18 protein-coding genes and 1 pseudogene are annotated in these 20,480 nt (G+C 50.6%); 12 read left to right on the top strand and 7 right to left on the bottom strand.

Annotation, left to right across the window (positions count from 1 at the left end):
• Window positions 1-6 precede the first annotated feature (6 nt).
• Genes LHL18_RS01660 through bioD form a run of 3 tightly spaced genes read left to right on the top strand, consistent with a single transcriptional unit; the run spans window position 7 to window position 2,640 of the window.
• Entirely contained in the window at window positions 7-1,158 is a 1,152-nt protein-coding gene (locus LHL18_RS01660; protein ID WP_226765506.1) for an aminotransferase class I/II-fold pyridoxal phosphate-dependent enzyme, read from the top strand.
• Window positions 1,155-1,964, top strand: coding sequence for a malonyl-ACP O-methyltransferase BioC (gene bioC / locus LHL18_RS01655; protein WP_226765505.1), 810 nt, complete (start codon window positions 1,155-1,157; stop codon window positions 1,962-1,964). Before LHL18_RS01660 ends, bioC begins: the two co-directional genes overlap by 4 nt.
• Window positions 1,954-2,640 (top strand): dethiobiotin synthase, encoded by a 687-nt coding sequence (gene bioD, locus LHL18_RS01650; protein ID WP_226765504.1) that lies wholly within the window; start codon window positions 1,954-1,956, stop codon window positions 2,638-2,640. Before bioC ends, bioD begins: the two co-directional genes overlap by 11 nt.
• Here the strand turns inward: bioD and pepE are convergent.
• Complete coding sequence (gene pepE, locus LHL18_RS01645; protein WP_226765503.1) at window positions 2,620-3,321, bottom strand: dipeptidase PepE; 702 nt, start codon at window positions 3,319-3,321, stop codon at window positions 2,620-2,622. The genes bioD and pepE overlap by 21 nt on opposite strands.
• A 154-nt stretch (window positions 3,322-3,475) precedes the next feature.
• On the opposite strand from pepE, the gene htpX reads away from it, so the two are divergent.
• The gene (gene htpX, locus LHL18_RS01640; protein WP_226765502.1) at window positions 3,476-4,342 is read left to right on the top strand and encodes a protease HtpX; all 867 of its coding nucleotides are present in this window, start codon (window positions 3,476-3,478) and stop codon (window positions 4,340-4,342) included.
• Window positions 4,343-4,389: 47 nt separating this feature from the next.
• Here htpX and LHL18_RS01635 read toward each other — a convergent pair whose 3' ends face one another.
• Window positions 4,390-4,731, bottom strand: a complete 342-nt coding sequence (locus LHL18_RS01635; protein ID WP_226765501.1) for a zinc ribbon domain-containing protein YjdM — start codon at window positions 4,729-4,731, stop codon at window positions 4,390-4,392.
• A gap of 88 nt (window positions 4,732-4,819) precedes the next feature.
• Complete coding sequence (locus LHL18_RS01630; protein WP_226765500.1) at window positions 4,820-6,043, bottom strand: pepsin-like aspartic protease; 1,224 nt, start codon at window positions 6,041-6,043, stop codon at window positions 4,820-4,822.
• 138 nt (window positions 6,044-6,181) lie between these two features.
• On the opposite strand from LHL18_RS01630, the gene LHL18_RS01625 reads away from it, so the two are divergent.
• The 3 genes from LHL18_RS01625 (at window position 6,182) to LHL18_RS01615 (ending at window position 11,061) form a co-directional block, all read left to right on the top strand.
• Window positions 6,182-7,309: a pyridoxal-phosphate-dependent aminotransferase family protein gene (locus tag LHL18_RS01625; protein WP_226765499.1), complete on the top strand. Its 1,128-nt coding sequence runs from the start codon at window positions 6,182-6,184 to the stop codon at window positions 7,307-7,309.
• Window positions 7,310-7,406: 97 nt separating this feature from the next.
• Window positions 7,407-10,685, top strand: coding sequence for a S41 family peptidase (locus LHL18_RS01620; protein ID WP_226765498.1), 3,279 nt, complete (start codon window positions 7,407-7,409; stop codon window positions 10,683-10,685).
• Between the two features lie 127 nt (window positions 10,686-10,812).
• Entirely contained in the window at window positions 10,813-11,061 is a 249-nt protein-coding gene (locus LHL18_RS01615; RefSeq protein ID WP_226765497.1) for a TIGR02647 family protein, read from the top strand.
• Here LHL18_RS01615 and LHL18_RS01610 read toward each other — a convergent pair.
• The 4 genes from LHL18_RS01610 to LHL18_RS01595 all read right to left on the bottom strand — a co-directional run bounded on the left by LHL18_RS01610 (window position 11,026) and on the right by LHL18_RS01595 (window position 17,457).
• Window positions 11,026-12,975 carry a transglutaminase family protein gene (locus LHL18_RS01610; RefSeq protein ID WP_226765496.1) on the bottom strand — a complete coding sequence of 650 codons (1,950 nt, stop codon included), beginning with the start codon at window positions 12,973-12,975 and terminating at the stop codon, window positions 11,026-11,028. The genes LHL18_RS01615 and LHL18_RS01610 overlap by 36 nt on opposite strands.
• On the bottom strand, window positions 12,969-13,916 hold the full coding sequence (locus LHL18_RS01605) for a DUF58 domain-containing protein (RefSeq protein WP_226765495.1): 948 nt from the start codon (window positions 13,914-13,916) through the stop codon (window positions 12,969-12,971). Before LHL18_RS01605 ends, LHL18_RS01610 begins: the two co-directional genes overlap by 7 nt.
• Window positions 13,904-14,812: an AAA family ATPase gene (locus LHL18_RS01600; RefSeq protein WP_226765494.1), complete on the bottom strand. Its 909-nt coding sequence runs from the start codon at window positions 14,810-14,812 to the stop codon at window positions 13,904-13,906. The genes LHL18_RS01605 and LHL18_RS01600 overlap by 13 nt, the downstream gene beginning before the upstream one ends.
• A gap of 155 nt (window positions 14,813-14,967) precedes the next feature.
• A complete protein-coding gene (locus LHL18_RS01595) occupies window positions 14,968-17,457 on the bottom strand; it encodes a S8 family serine peptidase (protein WP_319004157.1) in 2,490 nt (829 codons plus the stop codon).
• 284 nt (window positions 17,458-17,741) lie between these two features.
• On the opposite strand from LHL18_RS01595, the gene LHL18_RS01590 reads away from it, so the two are divergent.
• The 5 genes and pseudogenes from LHL18_RS01590 to LHL18_RS01575 all read left to right on the top strand — a co-directional run bounded on the left by LHL18_RS01590 (window position 17,742) and on the right by LHL18_RS01575 (window position 20,478).
• On the top strand, window positions 17,742-18,143 hold the full coding sequence (locus LHL18_RS01590; protein ID WP_134054650.1) for a curlin subunit CsgB: 402 nt from the start codon (window positions 17,742-17,744) through the stop codon (window positions 18,141-18,143).
• 21 nt (window positions 18,144-18,164) lie between these two features.
• Window positions 18,165-18,569 (top strand): annotated as a pseudogene (locus LHL18_RS19845) (hypothetical protein); the annotation flags it as partial.
• Between the two features lie 450 nt (window positions 18,570-19,019).
• Window positions 19,020-19,643, top strand: coding sequence for a hypothetical protein (locus tag LHL18_RS19840; RefSeq protein ID WP_404817929.1), 624 nt, complete (start codon window positions 19,020-19,022; stop codon window positions 19,641-19,643).
• Window positions 19,644-19,684: 41 nt separating this feature from the next.
• Window positions 19,685-20,080, top strand: coding sequence for a curli production assembly/transport protein CsgE (locus LHL18_RS01580; protein ID WP_134054654.1), 396 nt, complete (start codon window positions 19,685-19,687; stop codon window positions 20,078-20,080).
• A 14-nt stretch (window positions 20,081-20,094) separates the two neighbouring features.
• Window positions 20,095-20,478: a curli assembly protein CsgF gene (locus tag LHL18_RS01575; RefSeq protein WP_134054656.1), complete on the top strand. Its 384-nt coding sequence runs from the start codon at window positions 20,095-20,097 to the stop codon at window positions 20,476-20,478.
• The last annotated feature ends 2 nt before the right edge of the window (window positions 20,479-20,480 follow it).

Genomic DNA, 20,480 nt, shown 5'->3' with positions numbered 1-20,480 from the left:
AAAAAGATGTCCGCCGACAGACTGGCACAGTTACAGCAAGCGATTGATAAGCGCAGTGCAGAGCAACTGCTGCGTACACCGGTAACCTTGCAGCACTATAACGGCAGGTTGCTAAGTGTCGCCGGCACACCTTATCTTAATTTCAGTGGCAACGACTATCTGGGCTTAGCGACCGAGCCTGAAGTGCTGCAAGCCTATGCTGATGGCGCCAGAGATTTTGGCGCCGGCAGCACCGGTTCGCCGCTGGTAACGGGCCAGCATCAGGTACATGCCAGGTTGTGCGATACCTTATGTGACTGGCTGGGGACTGAGCAGGTGATGCTGTTTTCGTCCGGTTTTGCGGCAAACCAGACCATGCTGCAAACCCTGGCGCAAAAAGCCGATACCTTAGTACTGGATAAACTAAGCCACGCTTCGCTTATCGACGGCGCTTTACACAGTGATGCCGTGTTAAAGCGCTTTGCGCATAATGATATTGCACAGCTTGAAATGATACTGCAGCAAACGGCACAACCGCTGGTCGTGACCGAAGGCATATTCAGTATGGACGGCGACAGCCCCAACTTACGCACGATGCAGGCACTTTGTCAGCAGTTTAACGCGCCTTTGCTGCTGGATGATGCCCATGGCCTGGGCGTAACCGGGCCGGATGGCAAAGGCTCTGCTGCTGCACAAGGTATTGCCGCAACAGAGCTGTTTTGTCTGATGGCGAATTTTGGCAAAGCGCTGGGTGTAGGCGGCGCCTTTATTGGCGGCAGTAAAACGGTGATTGATTACTTGACCCAGTTTGGCCGCCATTATGTGTACAGTACCGCTTTGTCACCGGCGCTTTGTGCCGCGGTGATAAAAAGTATTGAACTGTGTCGCAGCCAGCAATGGCGCCGTGACAAACTGCAAAGCAATATCGCGTTGTTTCGCCATCTGGCAGAAGATTTAGCCTTGTTAAAATCAGAAAGCGCCATTCAGGGTGTAGTGCTGGGCAGCAGTGAACGGGCGCTTGCGGTCAGTCAGCAGTTAAAGGCCGCAGGGTTCTGGCTAAGTGCTATTCGTTCACCTACGGTACCTAAAGGCAGCGAGAGGCTGCGTATTACCCTGAGTGCTCAGCATACCGAATATGATATTAAGCAACTAGTACAGCAGTTAAGGCAGTTAATATGAGTGCTGTAATGCAAAGTTCAGTGAAAACACCGTCTGAACCATTTTTAAATAAGGTCGCCAAAAGCTTTGGCGCCGCCAGTGACAGTTATATACAGGGCGCCCGTTTGCAGCAGCAGGTGGCGCTGGATGCACTGGCCTTGCTACCAAAACAACCGCATGGCCATCTGCTTGATTTGGGCTGTGGCCCAGGGTGGTTACATCCTAGACTGATCCGGTATTGCCAAAAGCTTACCGCCATTGATTTAAGCACCGGTATGTTAGCAAGAGCGGCACAGGCAAACATCGCCAGCCAGTATCTGCAAGCTGATGCGCAGCAACTGCCGTTGCCTGATGCCAGCGTTGACAAGGTATTTTCCAGCCTGATGCTGCAGTGGTGTAAAGACCCGGCAGCGGTATTTAATGAGATGGCACGCATTCTGACACCTGACGGTACTGTGGTAATGACTACATTAGTGGATGGCACTCTTAGCGAGCTTAAACAGGCCTTCGCTGAGCTGGATAACCAGCCGCATGTTAACCAGTTTTTACCGCTGGACGCACTGAAGCAAGCCGCCAGTGCAGTAAGAGGTATGCAGTGGCAGTTCGAGCAGCGGCGCTACCCGCTGTATTACCCCAATGTGCAGGCGATAGCACGAGAACTTAAAATATTAGGCGCGAATCAGGTTGCCGGGCGACAGGCAGGCGGCCTGACCGGGAAAGGCTACTGGCAGCAATTGGCTCAGGCTTATGAGAAGCACCGCACAATGCTGGGCTTGCCGGCAAGCTATCAGGTGGTCGTGATAAGCGGGGTAAAACATGGCAATTAAAACCTGTTTTGTTGCAGCGACCGACACTGATGCAGGCAAAACCTATATCAGCAGTATGCTGTTACAGGGCTTTAGCGCGCTAGATATCCCAGCTATGGGCGTAAAGCCAATAGCGGCGGGGGCTGACGCTGAGGGTTTTAACGGTGACGCGTTACTGTTGCAGCGGTGCTCTGGTATCGCGTTACCTTACGAGATGGTCAATCCAATCTGTTATCAGGCGCCGGTGGCACCGCATCTGGCCGCAGTTAATGAGCAACAACCAATAGACGAAACTCGACTAAACCAGGCTCTGGCCGCCTGGCAGCAATTACCGGTACGGCAACTGTTGATAGAAGGCGCCGGAGGCTGGTTATTGCCATTAAATGCCCACCGTTATCTGGCGGATTGGGTGGCTGAGCAACAACTGCCTGTGGTGCTGGTGGTTGGCATGAAACTGGGCTGTTTAAACCATGCCATGCTGACCGTGCGCGAGATAGAGCGTAGCGGCTGCCAGCTGCTGGGCTGGGTAGCAAATTGCATTGACCCGGATATGGCATTGCTTGAGCAGAATATTGCCGATTTACAACAACGCATTAACGCGCCTTGTTTGGCAGTGGTGCCCCATGCGCCCGCAAAGGCGCAGCACCAGCAGCTGGCACAACAGATGGCGGCATTGTTACTGCAAAAACTCAGCTAAATCACTGTTTTGTGCCAGCGGTGTTTTATTTCCGCCGAGAAATACATAACCCCCTGCAACGCCAAGCAAGGTCAGGCTATTGCCACTGCGTTTAAGCGCAGTTCCTTCCGGCAGTGCAATGACCGGAGTGGCCGGGTGCAGCTGCATAAATTCTGCTAAGCGCATATCACGGGTTTCACCATGAAAACCTTCCGGTTTGTAATCGGTATAATGCGGGTTCAGCTGCAGCGGCAACAAATTAAGTGCATTAAAAGATGCTGGCTGAATAACCGGCATATCGTTAGTGGTGCAGATGGTCGCGCCGGCAATATTTGAGCCCGCGCTCCAGCCGATGTAAGGCACACCTGAGGTTACGCGTTCCTTAATGAGTCTTACGATATCATGTTGATATAACTGATAAAGTAGGTGAAAAGTGTTGCCGCCACCTACAGCAATCGCCTGGGCGTCGAGTATTGCCTGACGTGCGTCTGGGTATTGGTGGATACTGCGTACCTGAATACCATGGGGCGCCAAAGCTTGCTGCACTTTTAGCAGATAATCGTCGTAACTGACACTGAGACCGGCGTAAGGAATAAATAATAGCTCAGTAACGCCGTTCAGATGATCGGTGATCCAGTTCATGTAAGGTGCCAGATAATCGCTGTTTTGGGCGCGTGAACTGCTTAATAGTAGTAATTGCATAATCAACTCCTTTACGACGTCGCTATTCTAGCGAAAACAGGCGCTGGCGACATCTTTACTTACAAATTTTCATGACGGTTTACGCGGAGCTTTGATTGAAAATGCGCTCTAAGCCCATATAGTACAGTGCAGTTAGCCAATTGAGGTATGCAGTATGAAAAGAGTGATGTTGTTTTTAGCCACCAACCTGGCGGTTATTCTGGTGTTGAGTATTGTGCTGAACGTTGTCTTCAGCTTTCTTGGCATTGACCGCAGCAGTATCGGTGGGTTACTGGTGTTTGCTGCTATTTTTGGTTTTGGTGGATCTTTTATTTCGCTGGCGATGTCTAAATGGATGGCGAAACGTTCAACCGGCGCTGTGGTGATTGAACAGCCGCGCAATGCGACGGAACAATGGTTAATGAATACTGTTGCGCGTCAGGCGAAAGCGGCCGGTATTGGTATGCCGGAAGTGGCGATATACGATTCACCGGAAATGAACGCTTTTGCCACCGGTATGAACCGCAACGATGCTTTGGTTGCCGTCAGCACCGGCTTATTGCGTAACATGCGTGAGGATGAAGTTGAAGCCGTGTTGGCGCATGAGGTGTCGCACATTGCCAATGGTGACATGGTTACCCTGACGCTTATCCAGGGCGTGGTAAATACCTTTGTTATTTTCCTTGCGCGCCTGATAGCGGGCATGCTGAATAATAATGGTAATAATAACAACCAGGGTGGTGGGTTGGCGTATTTTGCCACTGTGATGATTCTGGAGATCGTGTTTGGCGTATTAGCCAGTATTATTGTGATGTGGTTCTCGCGTCAGCGTGAGTACCGCGCAGATGCGGGGGCAGCAAGGCTTGAAGGCGGGCCGAATAAGATGATTGCGGCGCTTGAGCGGTTAAAGCATAACCACGAAAGCCGACTGGAAGGCAGTATGATGGCGTTTGGTATTGCCGGTGGCGCTAACAAATCTGAGCTGTTTTTAAGCCACCCCCCGCTGGAGAAACGCATCGCGGCGTTACGTAGCCAGTTCTGATAGTCAGTGGTAAAGAAAACGGGGCTTATGCCCCGTTTTTTCTGGTGTTAATCTTGTACTTTTCGCACAAACTCCGATTTGAGGCTCATCGCGCCAAAACCATCAATTTTACAGTCGATATCATGATCGCCGTCCACCAGTCTGATATTTTTTACTTTTGTGCCTATTTTAACCACGGATGAAGAGCCTTTCACTTTCAGATCTTTAATCACCGTTACGGTATCACCATCCTGCAGCACATTACCGGCGCTGTCGCGGATCTGCTGTGTGTTGTCCTGCTCTGATTGTGCGGCTGACCAGGCATGACCGCACTCCGGGCAGTTTAATAAATTACCATCGTCATAAGTGTAGGCAGACTGGCATAGTGGGCAGGCAGGTAAAGCTGACATAACATACTCTCTTTTGATGGTTAATGACGAAGCATAACCGGATAAAAAAAGCATTATAACGGAACAGCCGGTTACTCAGCAGATAAAATTAGCGTCTGGCGGTGGCACAGCGTATCACACCGGTTTGATGCACCGCGCGGTCAAACACCGTAAAATAGTTGCACAGCAGTGGCAGGCCGATAATGCTCTGGTTAGAAAAATGCGGTAACTGCGCAATAATTTTAAAGCTGCATAGCCCAAAAGCCGGAGCATTCATTTGCCAATAGTCGTGCGGCGGGCAGGCGAGCTTTACCAGGTCGCCGTTATCTGCAACAAAGTAAAAATACAACTCAGGCCATTCAGACAGCTTAATCAGCTTTGCATCGAGACCTTGCTCAACCCCGGTAAAAGCCGGTAGTTGTTGCAACACTGTTTGTAGTAGCGGGTTAAATTGCACCAAGTGCTGTAGCAGGCTCTGGTATGTTGTATCGGGTAGTAAAATGACTGACGAGCCGGTATCAAAAAAGCCATTGGCGCTATCTGCACCATTGCCGGGCGGACAGGGGATAGGCGCTAAATCGCCGACCTGGATCGCGGTTACCTGCACGTTATAGTAAACGTCGTGCCATACGCGGATATTTTGAAAGTCGCCGTTGTATAAATCGTGTTGTTCGACACCGCCACCCAGAATAAACCAGCCCTGATTCAGTGGATCCTGCGCCGTCTGTGCTTTTTGTGCTCTGTGATGAATAGATGAGCGCTGGCAATAAAACGCAAAGATGTTGGCAACAACACCATGCTGTTCAATGTTGCTAAACCAGGGGGTTAAGTTTTGTTTTGGGTAAACGTGCAGAATGCCTGCTATCTGCTGTAATGCATCAACACCACACTGGCTAAATGGCCACGGCAGGCTCGTACTCAGAGGGGGGTGCTGTTGTGCAAGGAACTCGCTGATATCAGTTGCCTGATTAAGCCGGTTATAGGCCAGGCCCAGAATACCATCTGCTTTGGCCAATGGTGGCTCGCCGCGCGTAGCCAGCGCAACAAAATTCTGCGGCAATGTCAGCGACACATCACCATGCAGTTGCATTGAGGTTTTTGTTACCGGCCCGGCCCAGCCACCAATGCCATAAATCACTTCCTGCACCAGTGTCGTTCGTTGTAAATGGTTATCCTGTTCTGGTTGGTACCGGCTGCTGTGCAGTGCCAGCGTGCTGCTGCCAGTGTCAATAATCAGTTGTAATTCGTTGGCTTCACTGCCAATCAAAACCCTGACAGTAAAATCACCTTTGGCGTACACATTGGTTATTGGCAGGCGCAAAATAGCGGGCATTATGTCAGTATTCCTGGCGTTGCGGTCACAGAGTGGTGCGGCATTTGTCTGTTGAATAACGACTATTAATCGCAGAATTAACCTTAAGATACCAGCAATTTGTTATGGTATGGCGGTTAATACTCAGGAGTCTAGTCGATGAAACCACCTGTAATTTCCGCCTTTGAACCGCCACGGCGTATCCTGATGGGCCCGGGGCCGTCAGATGTTTACCCCCAAGTACTGTCTGCGCAGGCTAAGCCTACCGTTGGGCATTTAGATCCACTGTTTATCGGTATGATGGACGAGCTGAAGCAACTGCTGCAATATGCCTTTCAAACCCGCAATGAAATGACACTGGCTGTGTCAGCACCGGGCAGTGCCGGCATGGAAACCTGTTTCGTTAACTTGCTGCAGCCCGGTGATACCGTAGTGGTTTGCCGCAACGGTGTGTTCGGTGAGCGCATGCGCCAGAACGTTGAGCGTTGTGGCGGCCAGGCGGTTTTGGTTGATAACGCCTGGGGAGAACCCGTTGACCCGCAAAAAGTGGAAGAAACATTAAAGACTAATCCACAAGCGCGTTTTCTGGCATTTGTGCATGCTGAAACCTCAACCGGCGCCTTGTCTGATGCCGCGACGTTGTGTGCGCTGGCACGAAAATATGGCTGTTTGTCAATTGTTGATGCGGTGACTTCTCTTGGCGGCGTCGAGCTTAAAGTAGATGAATGGGGCATAGATGCCATTTACTCCGGCAGTCAGAAGTGTTTGTCCTGTGTGCCGGGCTTATCGCCGGTGTCGTTTTCGCCAGCGGCAGTTGAGCGGATTAAACAGCGAACCAGGCCGGTACAAAGCTGGTTTTTAGATCAAAGTCTGGTGATGGCTTACTGGGGCGGTGGCGCTAAGCGCAGTTATCACCACACCGCGCCGGTTAATGCACTTTACGCATTGCATGAGTCGTTAAGGGTGTTGGCACAGGAAGGGCTGGAACAAAGCTGGCAGCGTCATCAGGAAATGCACCAGCTGTTAAAGCAAGGGCTGCAGGCATTGGGCTTGCAATTTGTGGTAGCAGAGCCGTATCGTTTGCCGCAGCTGAACAGTATTTATATTCCTTCCGGTGTTGATGACGCCACTGTTCGTCAGCAGTTACTGCGACAATACAATCTGGAAATTGGAGCAGGCCTGGGCGATTTAGCCGGTAAAGCCTGGCGTATTGGCTTGATGGGTTATGGTGCCAGACGTGAAAATATTGCGCTTTGTATCAAGGCGTTGGAAGAAGTTTTAGCTTAATCACTAAATACCTGCCGCTGGCCGTTTTTGTTTGGTGCAGTCTGCCGCTTCTGCTAAGTTGAAGCGGCAGCTGATAAACAACAATAACGAGGCCGGAATGAAACTGCATCACTCCCTGTTAAGTACTGCCTTACTAGGCATTTTCGCATTACCTTTGCATGCCGTTCAGGGCTATTACCGCTCACCGGTATTGCAACAGGATCAAATCGTTTTTACTGCTGAAGGTGATTTGTGGCAGGCGTCGCTGGATAATATGACCGCGCGCCGCCTTAGCAGCCATCTGGCAGAGGAAAGCCAGCCGGTGTTGTCACCTGACGGCAAACAACTGGCTTTTGTTGCCGACTATGATGGCGCCAGTGAGATTTACCTGATGCCAGTCGCCGGTGGTGTTGCCAAACGTATCAGTTATGAAAACAGCCGGGTTCGTATTCAGCAATGGTTAGCTGACGGGCGCATTTTGTATGCTACCGACAGTGCGGCTGGCCCGGCGAATTACTGGCTGCTTAAAGTTGTTGAGCCTGACAGCCTGGCAACAGAAACCTTGCCTCTGGCTGATGCGTCAGCGGGCAGTATTGACGGGCAAAGCGGCACTGTGTATTTCAGCCGTTTTGGCCTGCAACTGACAGGGGATAACACTAAAGTTTACCGCGGCGGCGCTATGGGCGAGTTGTGGAGCTGGCAGCTTGGCAGTAAACAGGAAGCTAAGCTGTTAAGTGCAGGGCACAAAGGCAGTATCAGCCAGCCCGTATACTATCAGGGCCGGGTGTATTTTGTCAGTGACGCCGATGGCAACAGCAACATCTGGTCCGTTGCTGCCGGCGGTGAAGATTTTACCCAGCACAGTTTTCACAAAGACTGGCGTATTGGCCGCATCAGTGTTGCCAATGATCAGGTATTGTACCAGCTGGGCGCAGACTTACAGCTGCTGAATCTTAAGAGCGGTGACAGCCGTACGCTGCCGCTGCAGATCCAGTCAGACTTAGTACAGCGGCGAGAACGCATTATTAGCAAGCCACTGCAGTACTTTACCTCCGCGCATTATCAGGCCCAGCAGGATGACAGTGATAAAGTGTTGGTCACCGCCCGCAGCCAGATAGTACTGACCATGCCGGGCAAGCAGCGTTTGGTGCAAATCAACACGCCTGAAGGCAGCCGGTCGCGAGAGGCGGTGCTATCAAAGGATGGCAAATGGGTCTATGCCATCAATGATCACAGTGGTGAAAACGAGATCTGGCGTTTTGCAGCAGATGGTTCTGACAATGCCCGGCAGCTGACGAAAGATGGCAGCGTGCACCGCTGGCAACTGAGGTTATCGCCTGACGGTGACTATCTGGCCCATGATGATAAAAATGGCGATATGTGGCTACTGCATCTGCCAAGCGGGCGCAATACCAGGATTTACAGCGGTGGCGTAGGGCTGTCAGGTTATGATGACATCAGCTGGTCTGCTGATAGTAAGCTGCTGTCTTTTACCCTAAATCCGTTGGATCAAAGCCGTTCTAAAGTGGTGCTGTATCAGCTAAGTACCGGCGACAGTGCTGTGGTCACTTCAGATAAATATGACGCTTACTCTGCCGCATTCAGCCCGGACGGCCTTTGGTTATATTTTCTGTCTAACCGCCAGTTTAGTGCCACGCCCGGGCATCCGTGGGGTGATCGCAATCTGGGGCCGTTATTTGACCGGCGTAGCCAGATTTTTGCCGTTAGTCTGAAGCAACAGGCTTGCTTTGCGTTTCGGCCAAAGCAGGAAGTCGATGGCTGCGATGACAGTGCAGCTAAAGATAGCCGCAATAGCAAAAAGAGCACGCTGGTAGATTGGCAGGGGCTGGCTGGCCGGTTGTGGCAGGTGCCGGTAGAGGCGGCTAACTACCGGCAATTGGCGCTGAATGACAAGCGACTGTTTGTACTGGACAGCTCAAGCTCTGCAGGCAGTAAACCGGTGTTAAAGCAGATTGAACTCAGTCAGACAGATGCGAAAGCAGAGGTATTTGCGAAAGATGTCAGTGATTATCAGCTCGCAGCCAACGGTAAAAAACTGTTTCTGCGCAAGCACAGTGAGAATGGTGCCGGAGATATGTTCGTGGTTGAGGCGGGCGCCAAGGCTCCGCAAGAGCTGGCGAAGGCTAAGCTGAATATCAGCAGCTGGCAGCTAAGTATTGACCCTGCACAGGAGTGGCAACAGATGTTTGCTGACGCCTGGCGTATGCACCGTGATTTTCTGTTTGATAAAGGTATGCGAGGCTTGGACTGGAGCGCCAGTAAAACCAAATACCAGCCACTGCTAAAGCGGGTGACAGACAGATACGAGCTGGATGATGTATTTGCCCAAATGATGGGCGAGCTGAATGCCTTGCATTCGCAGGTACGCGGTGGCGAGTATCGTACCGATAGCACTGCATCACGGGCGGCCAGTTTGGGCGCTGAGTTTGACAGTGATAACGCTGGCTTGGTGATCCGCCATATCTACCGCACGGATACCGATCTTCCGCTACAAGCAGCACCTCTGGCCAGACCGGGCGTTAATGCAACTGAAGGTGATACCCTGATTACTGTGAATGGCATAACGGTTAACGACGTACCTTCGCTTACCCAGGCGCTGCGTAATCAGGCAGGCAAACAAGTTTTGCTAACGCTAAAACGTGGTAAAAAACAATGGCAAACCGTAGCCGAGCCGGTAAGCACAGCTCAGGATAATCAGCTACGCTACCAGGATTGGGTCGCAGCAAACCAGCAAAAGGTCGCGGATGCCAGCGACAGTCAGTTTGGTTATCTGCATTTATATGCGATGGGTTCCAATGATATTGCCAGTTTCGCCCGTGAGTTTTATGCCAATTTTGACAAACCGGGACTGATTATCGACGTAAGGCGTAACCGTGGCGGTAATATTGACAGCTGGATTATAGAGAAGCTGCTGCGTCGTGCCTGGGCATTCTGGCAGCCAACGCAGGGTGGGGCTTACACCAATATGCAGCAGGCTTTTCGGGGGCACTTAGTGGTGCTATCAGATCAGCTGACCTACTCAGATGGCGAAACTTTCTCCGCCGGTGTTAAAGCGTTAGGGCTTGGGCCCCTGATTGGCAAGCGCACCGCCGGTGCCGGCGTCTGGTTGTCCGGACGCAACAGGCTGGCTGACAACGGTATGGCGCGGGTAGCGGAAACTGCGCAATTTTCCATCGATGGCCGCTGGATTATTGAAGGTGTGGGCGTAGCGCCGGATATCGAGGTAGACAACCTGCCGTTCGAGCGCTTTAACGGTAAAGATGCACAACTTGAGCAAGCCATTGCTTACCTTAAACAGAAGCTAAAAGCGCAGCCGGTGCCAGAGCTGAAGGCAGCGCCTTTAACGACGCCTTTTGCTGCGGATATTCGTCACTGATTATCACGCTGAAACTGTGTAAAGCCCGGGCGCAATACCGGGCTTTTTTATTTGTGCATTTTGCAGATAACGTTGCTTTTAGCCAGCTGCCAGCTATGTTGTTATTAACACAAAACAGGAGTGTCATATGCCAATATCACCACAACTGAACGCAGAAATCCGGGTGTTAACACTGTTTAATCTTGATAGCGCTATGGAAGGGATAAAAGTACATAAGTCGGCGGATGCTGATACGTTAGGTGCAATACAGCGTTTATACGAAAAAGGCTTGCTGACACAGCAAGACGGCGGTTATCTGACCGATCTTGGGATCCACTGCGCGGAGCATCTGCAAACCGCGCTACGCATTCTTAATGGCCCGGTGCAGCCGTCGTAATTGGCGTCGATGCTGTTTCAATTCAACCTTAAGCTGTGCCAAAGCTGAGGCATCATTTTGATATAACGCTTTATCATATAAAGATTTAATATCACTAAGCAGCGGGCTGTATTGCGGGTACTTTGCCATGCAGCCCTGCAAAAACACTGAAACCGGTTGCTGCGGCTGTTTGGTGCTGAGTAGCGGAGCCAGATGTTGGTACAGCAACTTAGCAGCTGCCGGCAAAGTTTTATCATGCCGTGCCCGGGCAAGATATAGCGCCAAAGCAGCAACTGCTATTACGGATATCAGCAGCAGGGTATAGCCCAGCAAATGCAAATGCCGGCGGATACTGCGCCATAATTCACGCTGTTCGTTATCGTTAAACCCCAGCACCCAAACCGACCAGTAGTAATCCAGATGCATAAACTGCTGTCTTAGCGTCTGCAACAGTTTAAATTGTCGCCAGCCACTGTTTAGCAGTGCGCGTTCCTGCTCCGGTAGCATACTGTCCAAATTATTTAAAATGCGCTCAGGAGCGACAAAAGCTGTCGGATCGAACCTGTGCCAGGCACCCTGATGCAGATATTCGACCCAGGCATGTGCTTCGCGCTGGCGCACAGCGAGATAGCCTTGTTCGGGGTACCAAATGCCGCCCTGATAACCACCGACAACCCGTGCGGCAATACCAGCCTGGCGCAGGATAACTGCCGTTGCCGAGGCGTAGTGGCTGCAAAAACCGGTTCGGCTGTCAAACAAAAATGCATCTATGCTGTTGCTGCCAAGGCGCGGTGGTGTCAGGCTATAAAAAAACGGTTGTTGGCTGTAATAGCTTGCCAGGGCCTGAACCAGCTTATCAGTATCCGGATACTGTTGTTTTAACCTGGTCGCAAACGCCTTGGTTTGTGGGTTGCCTGGTGCCAGGCGTAAATTTAACTGCTCTTCGGCTGATGTAGCGACAACGGGGGCCAGCACACTGCTTACCTGATAACTGACACGCTGGCTGACAGGCTTATGACTGCTTAACATGCCGCCCGGCGCGATAAATACGTTGTCGCTGCTTGATACCGGCGTGGCCAGTGCGAATAAGCCCCGTTGATGGCTGGCTTCGGCGATAATGCTGTAGTCTGTTAAGTTAGCACTGACGCTCAGTTCATTGCTGGCCGTGATCTGATTACCCCGCTGATACTGACGCGATGTGTTAACCTGCCAGCTTCTGCCGTCAAAATCTTCGTACAATCTGGCGCGCCAGTATAGTTGTTCGCGGGCGGGTAAAGCACTGGTAAACTCAACCCTAAACGCCGGGCTGTCATCCTGCACCAGCTGTTCGATACTGCCAGGATCCAGGCTGTCACTTAAGCCTGTCGTGGCAGCTTTTGTATTCGGTATTTGCCAAAACGGTGGCAGGCGCGGAAACAATAAAAACATGCCAAGCCACAGCGGCAGAATAATCAGCGCGGCGCGGCCGGTTTGGAGCCAGTTAATTTTTGCCGTCGCAACCGAAAATAGCCGGTAATGACTGTATAAATTTGCAAACAACACGCTAAGAACGATAACGGCTACGAACATATCCTGATGTAAAATAAAGCAGCTGGCGATAAGAAAATAATGCACCCACACCAGTTGGCGGGCTTCATATAAATGTTGCAGTGCCAGCAAGCGCGCTGTGGCGGCAAGCAATAGGATCTGCAACATGAAATGCAGTACACCGGATTGCTTTATCTGCAGAAAAAATGCCAGCGCAATAACACCGGCGAGGATATTAACCAGCCCCAGGCTTACCGCTCGTCTGGCTTTAAATACTGTCAGCAGCCGGTACAGCATTAACACGGCGAAAACGGCGCTGACCCATAAGGCAAAGGCCTGATTAAGCAGCAACAGCAAGCTGAGTTGAATACCGGACCACAGGAGTAGTAAGGGTTTGCGCTCTAGCATAAAGCAAGTTCCTGCAAGCAGCGCTGTAGATGTAATGCGCCCTGAGCCTGAGGTACTGTCACCGTTGGCAGCTTCAGGCCGTAGTGCTTGCCACCGTTCTCCAGCGTAAGCAACTGCTGGCAAGCCCGGCACAAAGCGTGCTCGAGTGCATCACCAGACAACGGCTGTACGATGACCCACTCAGGCTCTGTGATGTTGTGCTGATGGTGTTCACGCACCACCGGGTTGGTCGGGTTTTGCGGCAGTCGCTTCCAGACAATATGTCGCATACTTTCTCCACTACGGTAGCTGGTCAGCGTATCGCCAATATTGTTGCCTGCTGGAACAGCAGGCTCATCCGCTGCCGGATGTAAAGCGGTTTTGCTATCGGGCACCGGATACACCCAGTAATGCTGACGCAGTGCGATATAGCTCCAGGCACGCCATAACCCCAGTGGATACTGGCTGGTAATTTTCAACCGAGGCAACAGGTAGCGACCGCGTTTTGCGACTGTCAGGCTTAGGGTAGCGCTTTGTGAGGTGTCTGTAAGTTGTACGGTGTCATAATGCGGCATCAGGTTTAGCTGCAGCATATAGTGCATCTTGGCTGAGCTAAAGCTGATAACTGGGTGCACTTTGTCGGTGGCAAAACCCTCGGCGCTGCTTGGGCATTGCACCGTCAGACCGCTAAGATTCTGGTAGGTCAACACTATGCTGAGTAAAAACACACTTAGCAGTAAATAACTGACCAGCAGGATCAGGTTGTTCTGATAGTTGGTGCCAAGCAAATACAACAAGCCGATTAGAAACAGAAACCACCAGCCATAACGCGTTGGCAGAATGAAAATCAGTTTTTGTACCAGCGTAACTTTGTCAGCCGGGCTTTGGCGCTTATTAAGATAACGCTCGATAAACTGCCAGTAATGTGGATACAAGCGCGACTTTAAGTTCAGATTGGGCATGGTGTTTGTTGCAGTAACAACTGGCTTAATCTGCTTTCCTGCGCTGCTGAGGAAGGATCCAGGCGGTGCTCGGCCACATAAGGAAATACCTGCTGTACATCTGATGCACTGACAAATTCACGCTGATTAATCAGTGCAAAGGCTTTTGCTGCGCGTAGTATCGCCTTAGAGGCTCTGGGGGATAACGGCAGCATATCGCTGCGGTGGCGGCTGGCATGCACCAGCGACAACAGGTAATCGAGCAGGGCATCTGAGGCGGTAATTTTGGGCACCTGTGCCTGCAATTGTTTTAACTGCTCAGAGCTTAACTGTTCAGTCAGTAGCTCCAGGCGAGAAGAGCTGCTATCGCACTGCAACAACAGATGTTCGGCTTGTTTGTCTGGAAAACCCAGCGACAGGCGAAACATAAAGCGGTCAAGTTGTGACTCTGGCAGGGCAGAGGTACCGGCATGAAATAACGGATTCTGAGTGGCAATAACAAAGAATGGTTTGGGCAGACTACGGGTTTCACCATCAACCGACACCTGCTTCTCCTCCATAGCTTCCAGCAGGGCGCTCTGGGTTTTGGGGCTGGCGCGGTTAATCTCATCGGCAAGCAAGACCTGACTGAACACCGGCCCGGCCTGAAAATGAAATTGTTGTGACCGGGTATCGTAGATGTTCATACCGATAAGATCACCGGGCAACAAGTCATTGGTAAACTGTACACGCCGGTAGCTTAGTCCAAGACTGTTTGCCAATGCATGTGCCAGCGTCGTTTTGCCCATTCCGGGCAAGTCTTCTAACAGCAAGTGGCCTTCAGCTAACAAACAGCATAGGGCCAGACGTACCTGCTCAGGTTTACCCAGAATAACCTGGTTCAGGCTTTGCTCAACGCGGTGCAACTGTGCTAACACTATGACTCCTTTGTGTTTTGGCCAACGGTTACCGTACTAAAAGCTGCGGTACCACTGCTGATGGCTATTGGCTTAATAGTACCGCTGTAACACAGAACTGCAACCAGAAAAAAAGCGGCCTAAGCCGCTTTAAAGCAAAAGGATAGCTGTATAGCTTAGAAATTAACGTCCAGCTCGGCAGAACAGGTATCAGTGCCTGCAACACAGATCTTATAGGTTACGGTCTCTGCCATAGAGTTAAAGCGGTCGCGGTAACGTCCATTATCCTCAGTGGTGTCGACCAGCTGACCATCACGGTACACGTCAACAGCTTCGGCGGTGCCTGTCCAGCGCAGGTCAACAATTGTTGAACCGGTGCGGGTGCGGACTTTGCGTTGCAGTGTTAATTCAAGCTCAGTATCGTCGACCGATACCGTAATCATTTGGCTGCTGGTGTCTGTAAGGCTGGTGCTGTCGGTGACTGTCAGACTCACCTGATAACTGCCGGGCTCAGCATAGCTATGCTGTGGGTTGGCATCCTGCGAGGTATTACCATCACCAAAATCCCAGCTGTAGCTGCTGATATTGTTGTTGGCGTCGGTCGACATATCGGTAAAGCTTACTGTCAGGCCGGAGGCGGCATAGCTGAAGGCCGCTACAGGCGCTACTGGTTCCGGTGGCGTATCGTCTGATAATGCTGTTAGCGTTAACTGCCAGTTATTCAACGTCCCGGTGTCGAGATTAGCATTGTCTGATACCGTCAGTGTCCAGTCACCTTGCATCTCTTCCCCATTAAAGCTGTCAAGTTGCCAGCTTTGCACCAGGTTGTCTTCACTGCCACCGGTACGGTTATGTAATGTGTGCTCTGTCCCCTCAGGCGAGCGCAGCACAACAATTAAATCACCACGCCAGGTATGGGTGATGTCAACACTGACGTTCACGCCGAACAGGCTGCCTGATTGTGGGACCGAGATAATGCTGCTGATGCCTTCAGGTGTGTTATCCGGAATTGGCGATGCATTGTCGTTACTGTATGGGTAGTCCTGTAACCCTTGCGGCAAAATCTCCAGGCTGGCATTAACTGACTTCACCAGTTCACCGGTTGCCGTGTCGGTGCCGGTAACGGTGAACTGATATGTGCCCCAGCCGGTTTCGGCGGTTGTGTTTATGTTAAGCATGACAGCTTGACCAGGCTCTGCCGTGTCTGCTGATAAGCTTACGCCTTCAAGTGCCGGATCAACATCAACAGTTAAGGCAACTTCACCCATCCAGTCAGCGATATTGCCAATATCGACAGTATACTGCGCATTTTCACCGGCGGTGATCTGCTGATTTCTCGGTGTGATGCTTAACCTGAATGAAGGTGTCGGGTCTGCATCTACCATAGCATTTGCCAGGTTTAGTCGTTTGCCTGATACGGTTTTACCTTCCAGAGCAGACAGGCTGTCGCCTGAGTCCATTAGTATGCTCTTCATTTCCAAAGCCGTAATATCAGGATTAACCGACCACAGTAGCGCTGCTGCACCTGCAACGTGCGGAGAGGCCATAGAAGTGCCCGAGTAACTGGCGTAGCCGCCACCTGGGACTGTAGATAGAATTGCTGACCCCGGTGCGCCCAGATCGACCGATACGGCACCATAGTTAGAGGCGCCGCTGGTAAAAATTGACAGCTGGTCATTACGATCTGTCGAGGCGACAGAGACGATAGTGTCAAGGTCATAGGCCGCCGGATACATAGGTGTGCTGTCAGCATCAACACCACTATTACCCGCTGCAGCGATAAACAGAATACCGGCATCACCACCCGATTCAATTGCTGCTCTTAACGTGTCGGAGTAGGAGCCACCGCCCCAGGAGTTATTTGTCGCTTTTACATTAACGCCATGGTTCAGTTTTAAATCGGTAAAGTAGTTGATGCATTCGATCGCACCGGCGGTGCTGCCGCCGGTTGGTCCCAGAAACTGGCAAGGTAATAGCGTGACGCTCCAGTTAACGCCTGCAACGCCAATACCATTGTTGCCTGACGCGCCAATAGTACCGGCAACGTGGGTGCCGTGGCTGTCGCTGTCCATCGGATCTAACTCAGCATTTAATGTTGAATAGCCATAAGTACTGCCCGGTAAATCGCCTGGGTTGACCCAGCGGTTATCGAGCAAGTCAGGATGGTTGTAGTCCATACCAGAGTCGATAACGCCAATAACGACCTCGTGACTGCCGGTAGAAATATCCCAGGCATCCGTCGCTTTGATATCAGCACCGGCGGTGCCGCTGTTCTGCCCGGTATTGAGCAGGCCCCATAGTTGCCCGAAGTCAGGGTCGTCCGGTGTCGCCAGTGCGTGCAAAGGATAGTCCGGCTCTGCAACTGCTACGGCAGGGTGAACAGATAAACGTTTGATCAAGGTGTCTTTATCCGTTCCTTTGGGAACCAGCACTTTGACAATACGACCATCAGCGACATAGCGCATTTTCATGTCACGGCCTTGTTCATCCAGCTGGCGCAGGCTTGCTCCCTGCTTATGTATCAGGTTCTGTCGTTCCTGTTTTGATACGCCAGGTTTAAACATGACTAAAATGGCATTGTCTGGATCAGAAGGCGGGCTAGCCAGTGCTGTCGCTGAAAATAGCGCTGTTGCAATGGCGCCAGCCAAAAGTGATTTCTTCGTCATACAAGTTCCCATTCAATTAATTGTTAATAATATGCTTATTTTTAGCACCTTTATGAATAGCACTTATGTTAACTAAAAATATACAAATCATGCAAAATAGGGCATAAGTACTAGTTTATAATGGTTAGTTAATGTTAATTTAAATCTGCAAATAACTAAAATTATTAGATAAATTAAATTAACCATAGGTTAATAAAAGTTAAATAAAATAGTTATTACGTCCTATTGCAGCATTTTTACTGTGCTTTAGCCTAGTTTGGTCACGAAGTTTACAAGGAATTAGCATGGTTAACTTAGCCCGCCGGGGAATGATAGCTAGCGCTATGTTATTGGCTTCAGCTGTACAAGCTGATGTGTCGTTGCAGCTGACCTCATTGCTGGAGCGTCAGGCATTGGCGAACGGAGTTGATATTACTCAGTTGGGTAACCTTAATGTGGCCGATGTAATGCAATCAGGGCAGGGGCAATATGCCATTTTGTTGCAGCAAGGTGTGTTGAACCATATTCAGTTGCGCCAGGCCGGACTTGGTAACCATGTTCAGGCTTTGCAGTCGGGCAATAGTAACACTGCTGTGATTATCCAACGCGGTGACAACAACCTGGTTCAGATTGAGCAAAGAGGCAACCGGCACTTCTCCGTAGAGCAAACCGGCGTTGGTGCTGAAATTTCTATTATTCAATACTAATAATAAGTTAGGGAGAATACGATGAAGCTGACAAATCCACGTAAGCATATGTTGGGAATGGCTATTACGCTGGTGTTAAGTGCGCCGCTGTCTGCGGCAAATAATGAAGTTATTATCAATCAGAATTCGACTGCGGCAGCGGAAGGCAACCTGGCAGAGGTGCATCAGAGTGGCGATATTAACCTGGCGGCAGTGGACCAGGCCGGAGGCATTAACAGCAGCTCTGTTCAACAGGATGGGGTTTGGTTAGAAGCCTATAACTTTGTTGCGGGTAATGATAACCAGGTCAGAACTGAGCAACTGGCTGACTGGCATATCGCGTATGTTGATATCGCCGGTAATGAAAACACGGCAACGGTGACTCAGGACGGTTTTTATAATACAGCTGAGCTGGTAATAACCGGTGATATGAATGACGCAGCCGTTACCCAGGTAGGGGAAACGAGTGAGGCTTTTGTCAATCTTGCAGGCATGAACAATGTTGTTGAAATAGAGCAGCAAGGTAATGCTAACTGGAGTAATGCGGGTTTTAGCGGTGATGACAATCAGCTGTATAGCTTACAATCCGGAGATAACAATGAAGCCGGCATGTTTAACCTCAGCGGAAACCGCAACACTTTTGAATCCGAGCAGTTTGGCAATGCCAATGTGGGCGGTATTGTTGGCCTGACCGGAGACAATAACAGCTTCTTTGTATCACAGCAGGGAGACGGCAACGTTTTCATCGGCACAGATGTAGCGGGCAATGATAACCTGATCGACGTGATGCAAACGGGCAATGCGAATGAGTTTTTGCTGCAACCGCTTGCCGGAGAACAGAACTTACTACTGGTTGATCAGCGTGGTGATGGAAATGTGGTCAATGCCCCAACTGGTATGGTTGGCAATGATAACCAGATTGATGTCTGGCAGGATGGCAATGTAAACAATGCTGTTTTTGCGACAGAAGGCGATGGCCATAACGTCGAGATCCGCCAAACGGGCGATGGTAACAGCAGCGAAATGTTGCTCTCGGGTGCCGCTAACGAGGGTATCATTTACAGCCGGGGTGATAACAATACCGCCGCATTGGGCTTGTCCGGTGCATCAAACCAGGGGCGCATTCAACAACTCGGTGATGATAATACTGCAGAGGTCGATATCATCGGTGATGACAACGACATCATGATTGATCAGTCGGGTAGCGCTAACGCCTTGTTGCTGACCAGCGATACGGTAGTGACGGCTAACACTGTAACGATTGAGCAGAACGGCGATATTAACCTGGTTGATCTGCTAATCTCAGGAAATGGCAATACGCTGGACATTCTGCAAAATGGTTCAGGTAACTGGATAGCGGGCGATGACGGTTACTTCGCTCTTTCAGGCAACAGCGGGTTGCTCAGCATTACCCAACAAGGTAATGACAACCTGGTATTGGGCGGTCAGTCTGGCGAGGGGAATATGATAACTGTCACCCAGGTAGGTGATTTTAATACCGCTATTGTCGTACAAAACTAGTGTTAAGGCGAAGGTGGCTGTGCTGCCTTCGCCTGTTAATTATGAAGTATCTGTCAATATTCTTCAGTTGCCTGTTACCGCTAGTGCAACTTCATTCGGCACCGTCATACGCTGATGATATCGAGCTTAGCGGAATGGTGCTCGATCGTTCTATTTCCCGCTTTGGTAAAGATTTCGCTTTTTATTACTCGGGGTACTGGCGCGATATGCCTGCTACCGAGGGCGTCACAGTCGTTATTTACGAGCAGGTTTATCCGCAGTCTGGCACTTTTCTGTGGGTGGAAATGAACCAGACCCGGGTATACCAAACCTATTTTGGTCGCCGTTATAACGATGTCAAACAAATGGCTGAACAAGCAATTCTGTTAAGCATTAACGAGTTAGCCAATATTCAGGCTGGTAAAATGCTTGGCGACACAACAATTGACCCGTTGTAAAAGGAATAATAACAATGAAGCTAGTCGCGCTGATTCTAACCCTTAGCTGTGGTGTTGCTCATGCTACAGAAATTGTTTATACCCCGGTTAATCCAAGCTTCGGCGGTAATCCGCTAAACGGCAACTTTTTACTGCAAAAGGCCCAAAGCCAGAATGCCCATAAAGCCGACTCTCCCGGCTTATCTTTTGTTGAAAAATTTCAGGATGCGCTTGAGCGCAATATTATCAACTCTTTGACGCGCAGGATTGCTGACGGAGAACTGGTTGAAGGAGTGTATAACACCGGTGAGTTTCTGGTGGAGGTGAATTCTGGCACAGATGGCAGTGTCATCGTAAACATAACCAATATTGAGACCGGTGAAGTAACCGTTATCACTATTCCGTCAATAGGAGGTTGATA

Source organism: Rheinheimera aquimaris, from assembly GCF_020531985.1.
Lineage (GTDB): Bacteria > Pseudomonadota > Gammaproteobacteria > Enterobacterales > Alteromonadaceae > Alishewanella > Alishewanella aquimaris.
Note: the sequence above shows the minus strand (reverse complement) of the source record. Positions and strands in the feature narration are given on the sequence as shown.

What these genes read in the sequence shown, in the direction of transcription:
- bioD (WP_226765504.1), top strand. Translation starts at nt 1,954, where the DNA reads ATGGCAATTAAAACCTGTTTTGTTGCAGCGACCGACACTGATGCAGGC.
- bioC (WP_226765505.1), top strand. Translation starts at nt 1,155, where the DNA reads ATGAGTGCTGTAATGCAAAGTTCAGTGAAAACACCGTCTGAACCATTT.
- LHL18_RS01615 (WP_226765497.1), top strand. Translation starts at nt 10,813, where the DNA reads ATGCCAATATCACCACAACTGAACGCAGAAATCCGGGTGTTAACACTG.
- LHL18_RS01575 (WP_134054656.1), top strand. Translation starts at nt 20,095, where the DNA reads ATGAAGCTAGTCGCGCTGATTCTAACCCTTAGCTGTGGTGTTGCTCAT.
- LHL18_RS01595 (WP_319004157.1), bottom strand. Translation starts at nt 17,457, where the DNA reads ATGACGAAGAAATCACTTTTGGCTGGCGCCATTGCAACAGCGCTATTT.
- pepE (WP_226765503.1), bottom strand. Translation starts at nt 3,321, where the DNA reads ATGCAATTACTACTATTAAGCAGTTCACGCGCCCAAAACAGCGATTAT.
- LHL18_RS19840 (WP_404817929.1), top strand. Translation starts at nt 19,020, where the DNA reads ATGGTTGGCAATGATAACCAGATTGATGTCTGGCAGGATGGCAATGTA.
- LHL18_RS01660 (WP_226765506.1), top strand. Translation starts at nt 7, where the DNA reads ATGTCCGCCGACAGACTGGCACAGTTACAGCAAGCGATTGATAAGCGC.
- LHL18_RS01580 (WP_134054654.1), top strand. Translation starts at nt 19,685, where the DNA reads ATGAAGTATCTGTCAATATTCTTCAGTTGCCTGTTACCGCTAGTGCAA.
- LHL18_RS01635 (WP_226765501.1), bottom strand. Translation starts at nt 4,731, where the DNA reads ATGTCAGCTTTACCTGCCTGCCCACTATGCCAGTCTGCCTACACTTAT.
- htpX (WP_226765502.1), top strand. Translation starts at nt 3,476, where the DNA reads ATGAAAAGAGTGATGTTGTTTTTAGCCACCAACCTGGCGGTTATTCTG.
- LHL18_RS01605 (WP_226765495.1), bottom strand. Translation starts at nt 13,916, where the DNA reads ATGCCCAATCTGAACTTAAAGTCGCGCTTGTATCCACATTACTGGCAG.
- LHL18_RS01630 (WP_226765500.1), bottom strand. Translation starts at nt 6,043, where the DNA reads ATGCCCGCTATTTTGCGCCTGCCAATAACCAATGTGTACGCCAAAGGT.
- LHL18_RS01620 (WP_226765498.1), top strand. Translation starts at nt 7,407, where the DNA reads ATGAAACTGCATCACTCCCTGTTAAGTACTGCCTTACTAGGCATTTTC.
- LHL18_RS01625 (WP_226765499.1), top strand. Translation starts at nt 6,182, where the DNA reads ATGAAACCACCTGTAATTTCCGCCTTTGAACCGCCACGGCGTATCCTG.
- LHL18_RS01610 (WP_226765496.1), bottom strand. Translation starts at nt 12,975, where the DNA reads ATGCTAGAGCGCAAACCCTTACTACTCCTGTGGTCCGGTATTCAACTC.
- LHL18_RS01590 (WP_134054650.1), top strand. Translation starts at nt 17,742, where the DNA reads ATGGTTAACTTAGCCCGCCGGGGAATGATAGCTAGCGCTATGTTATTG.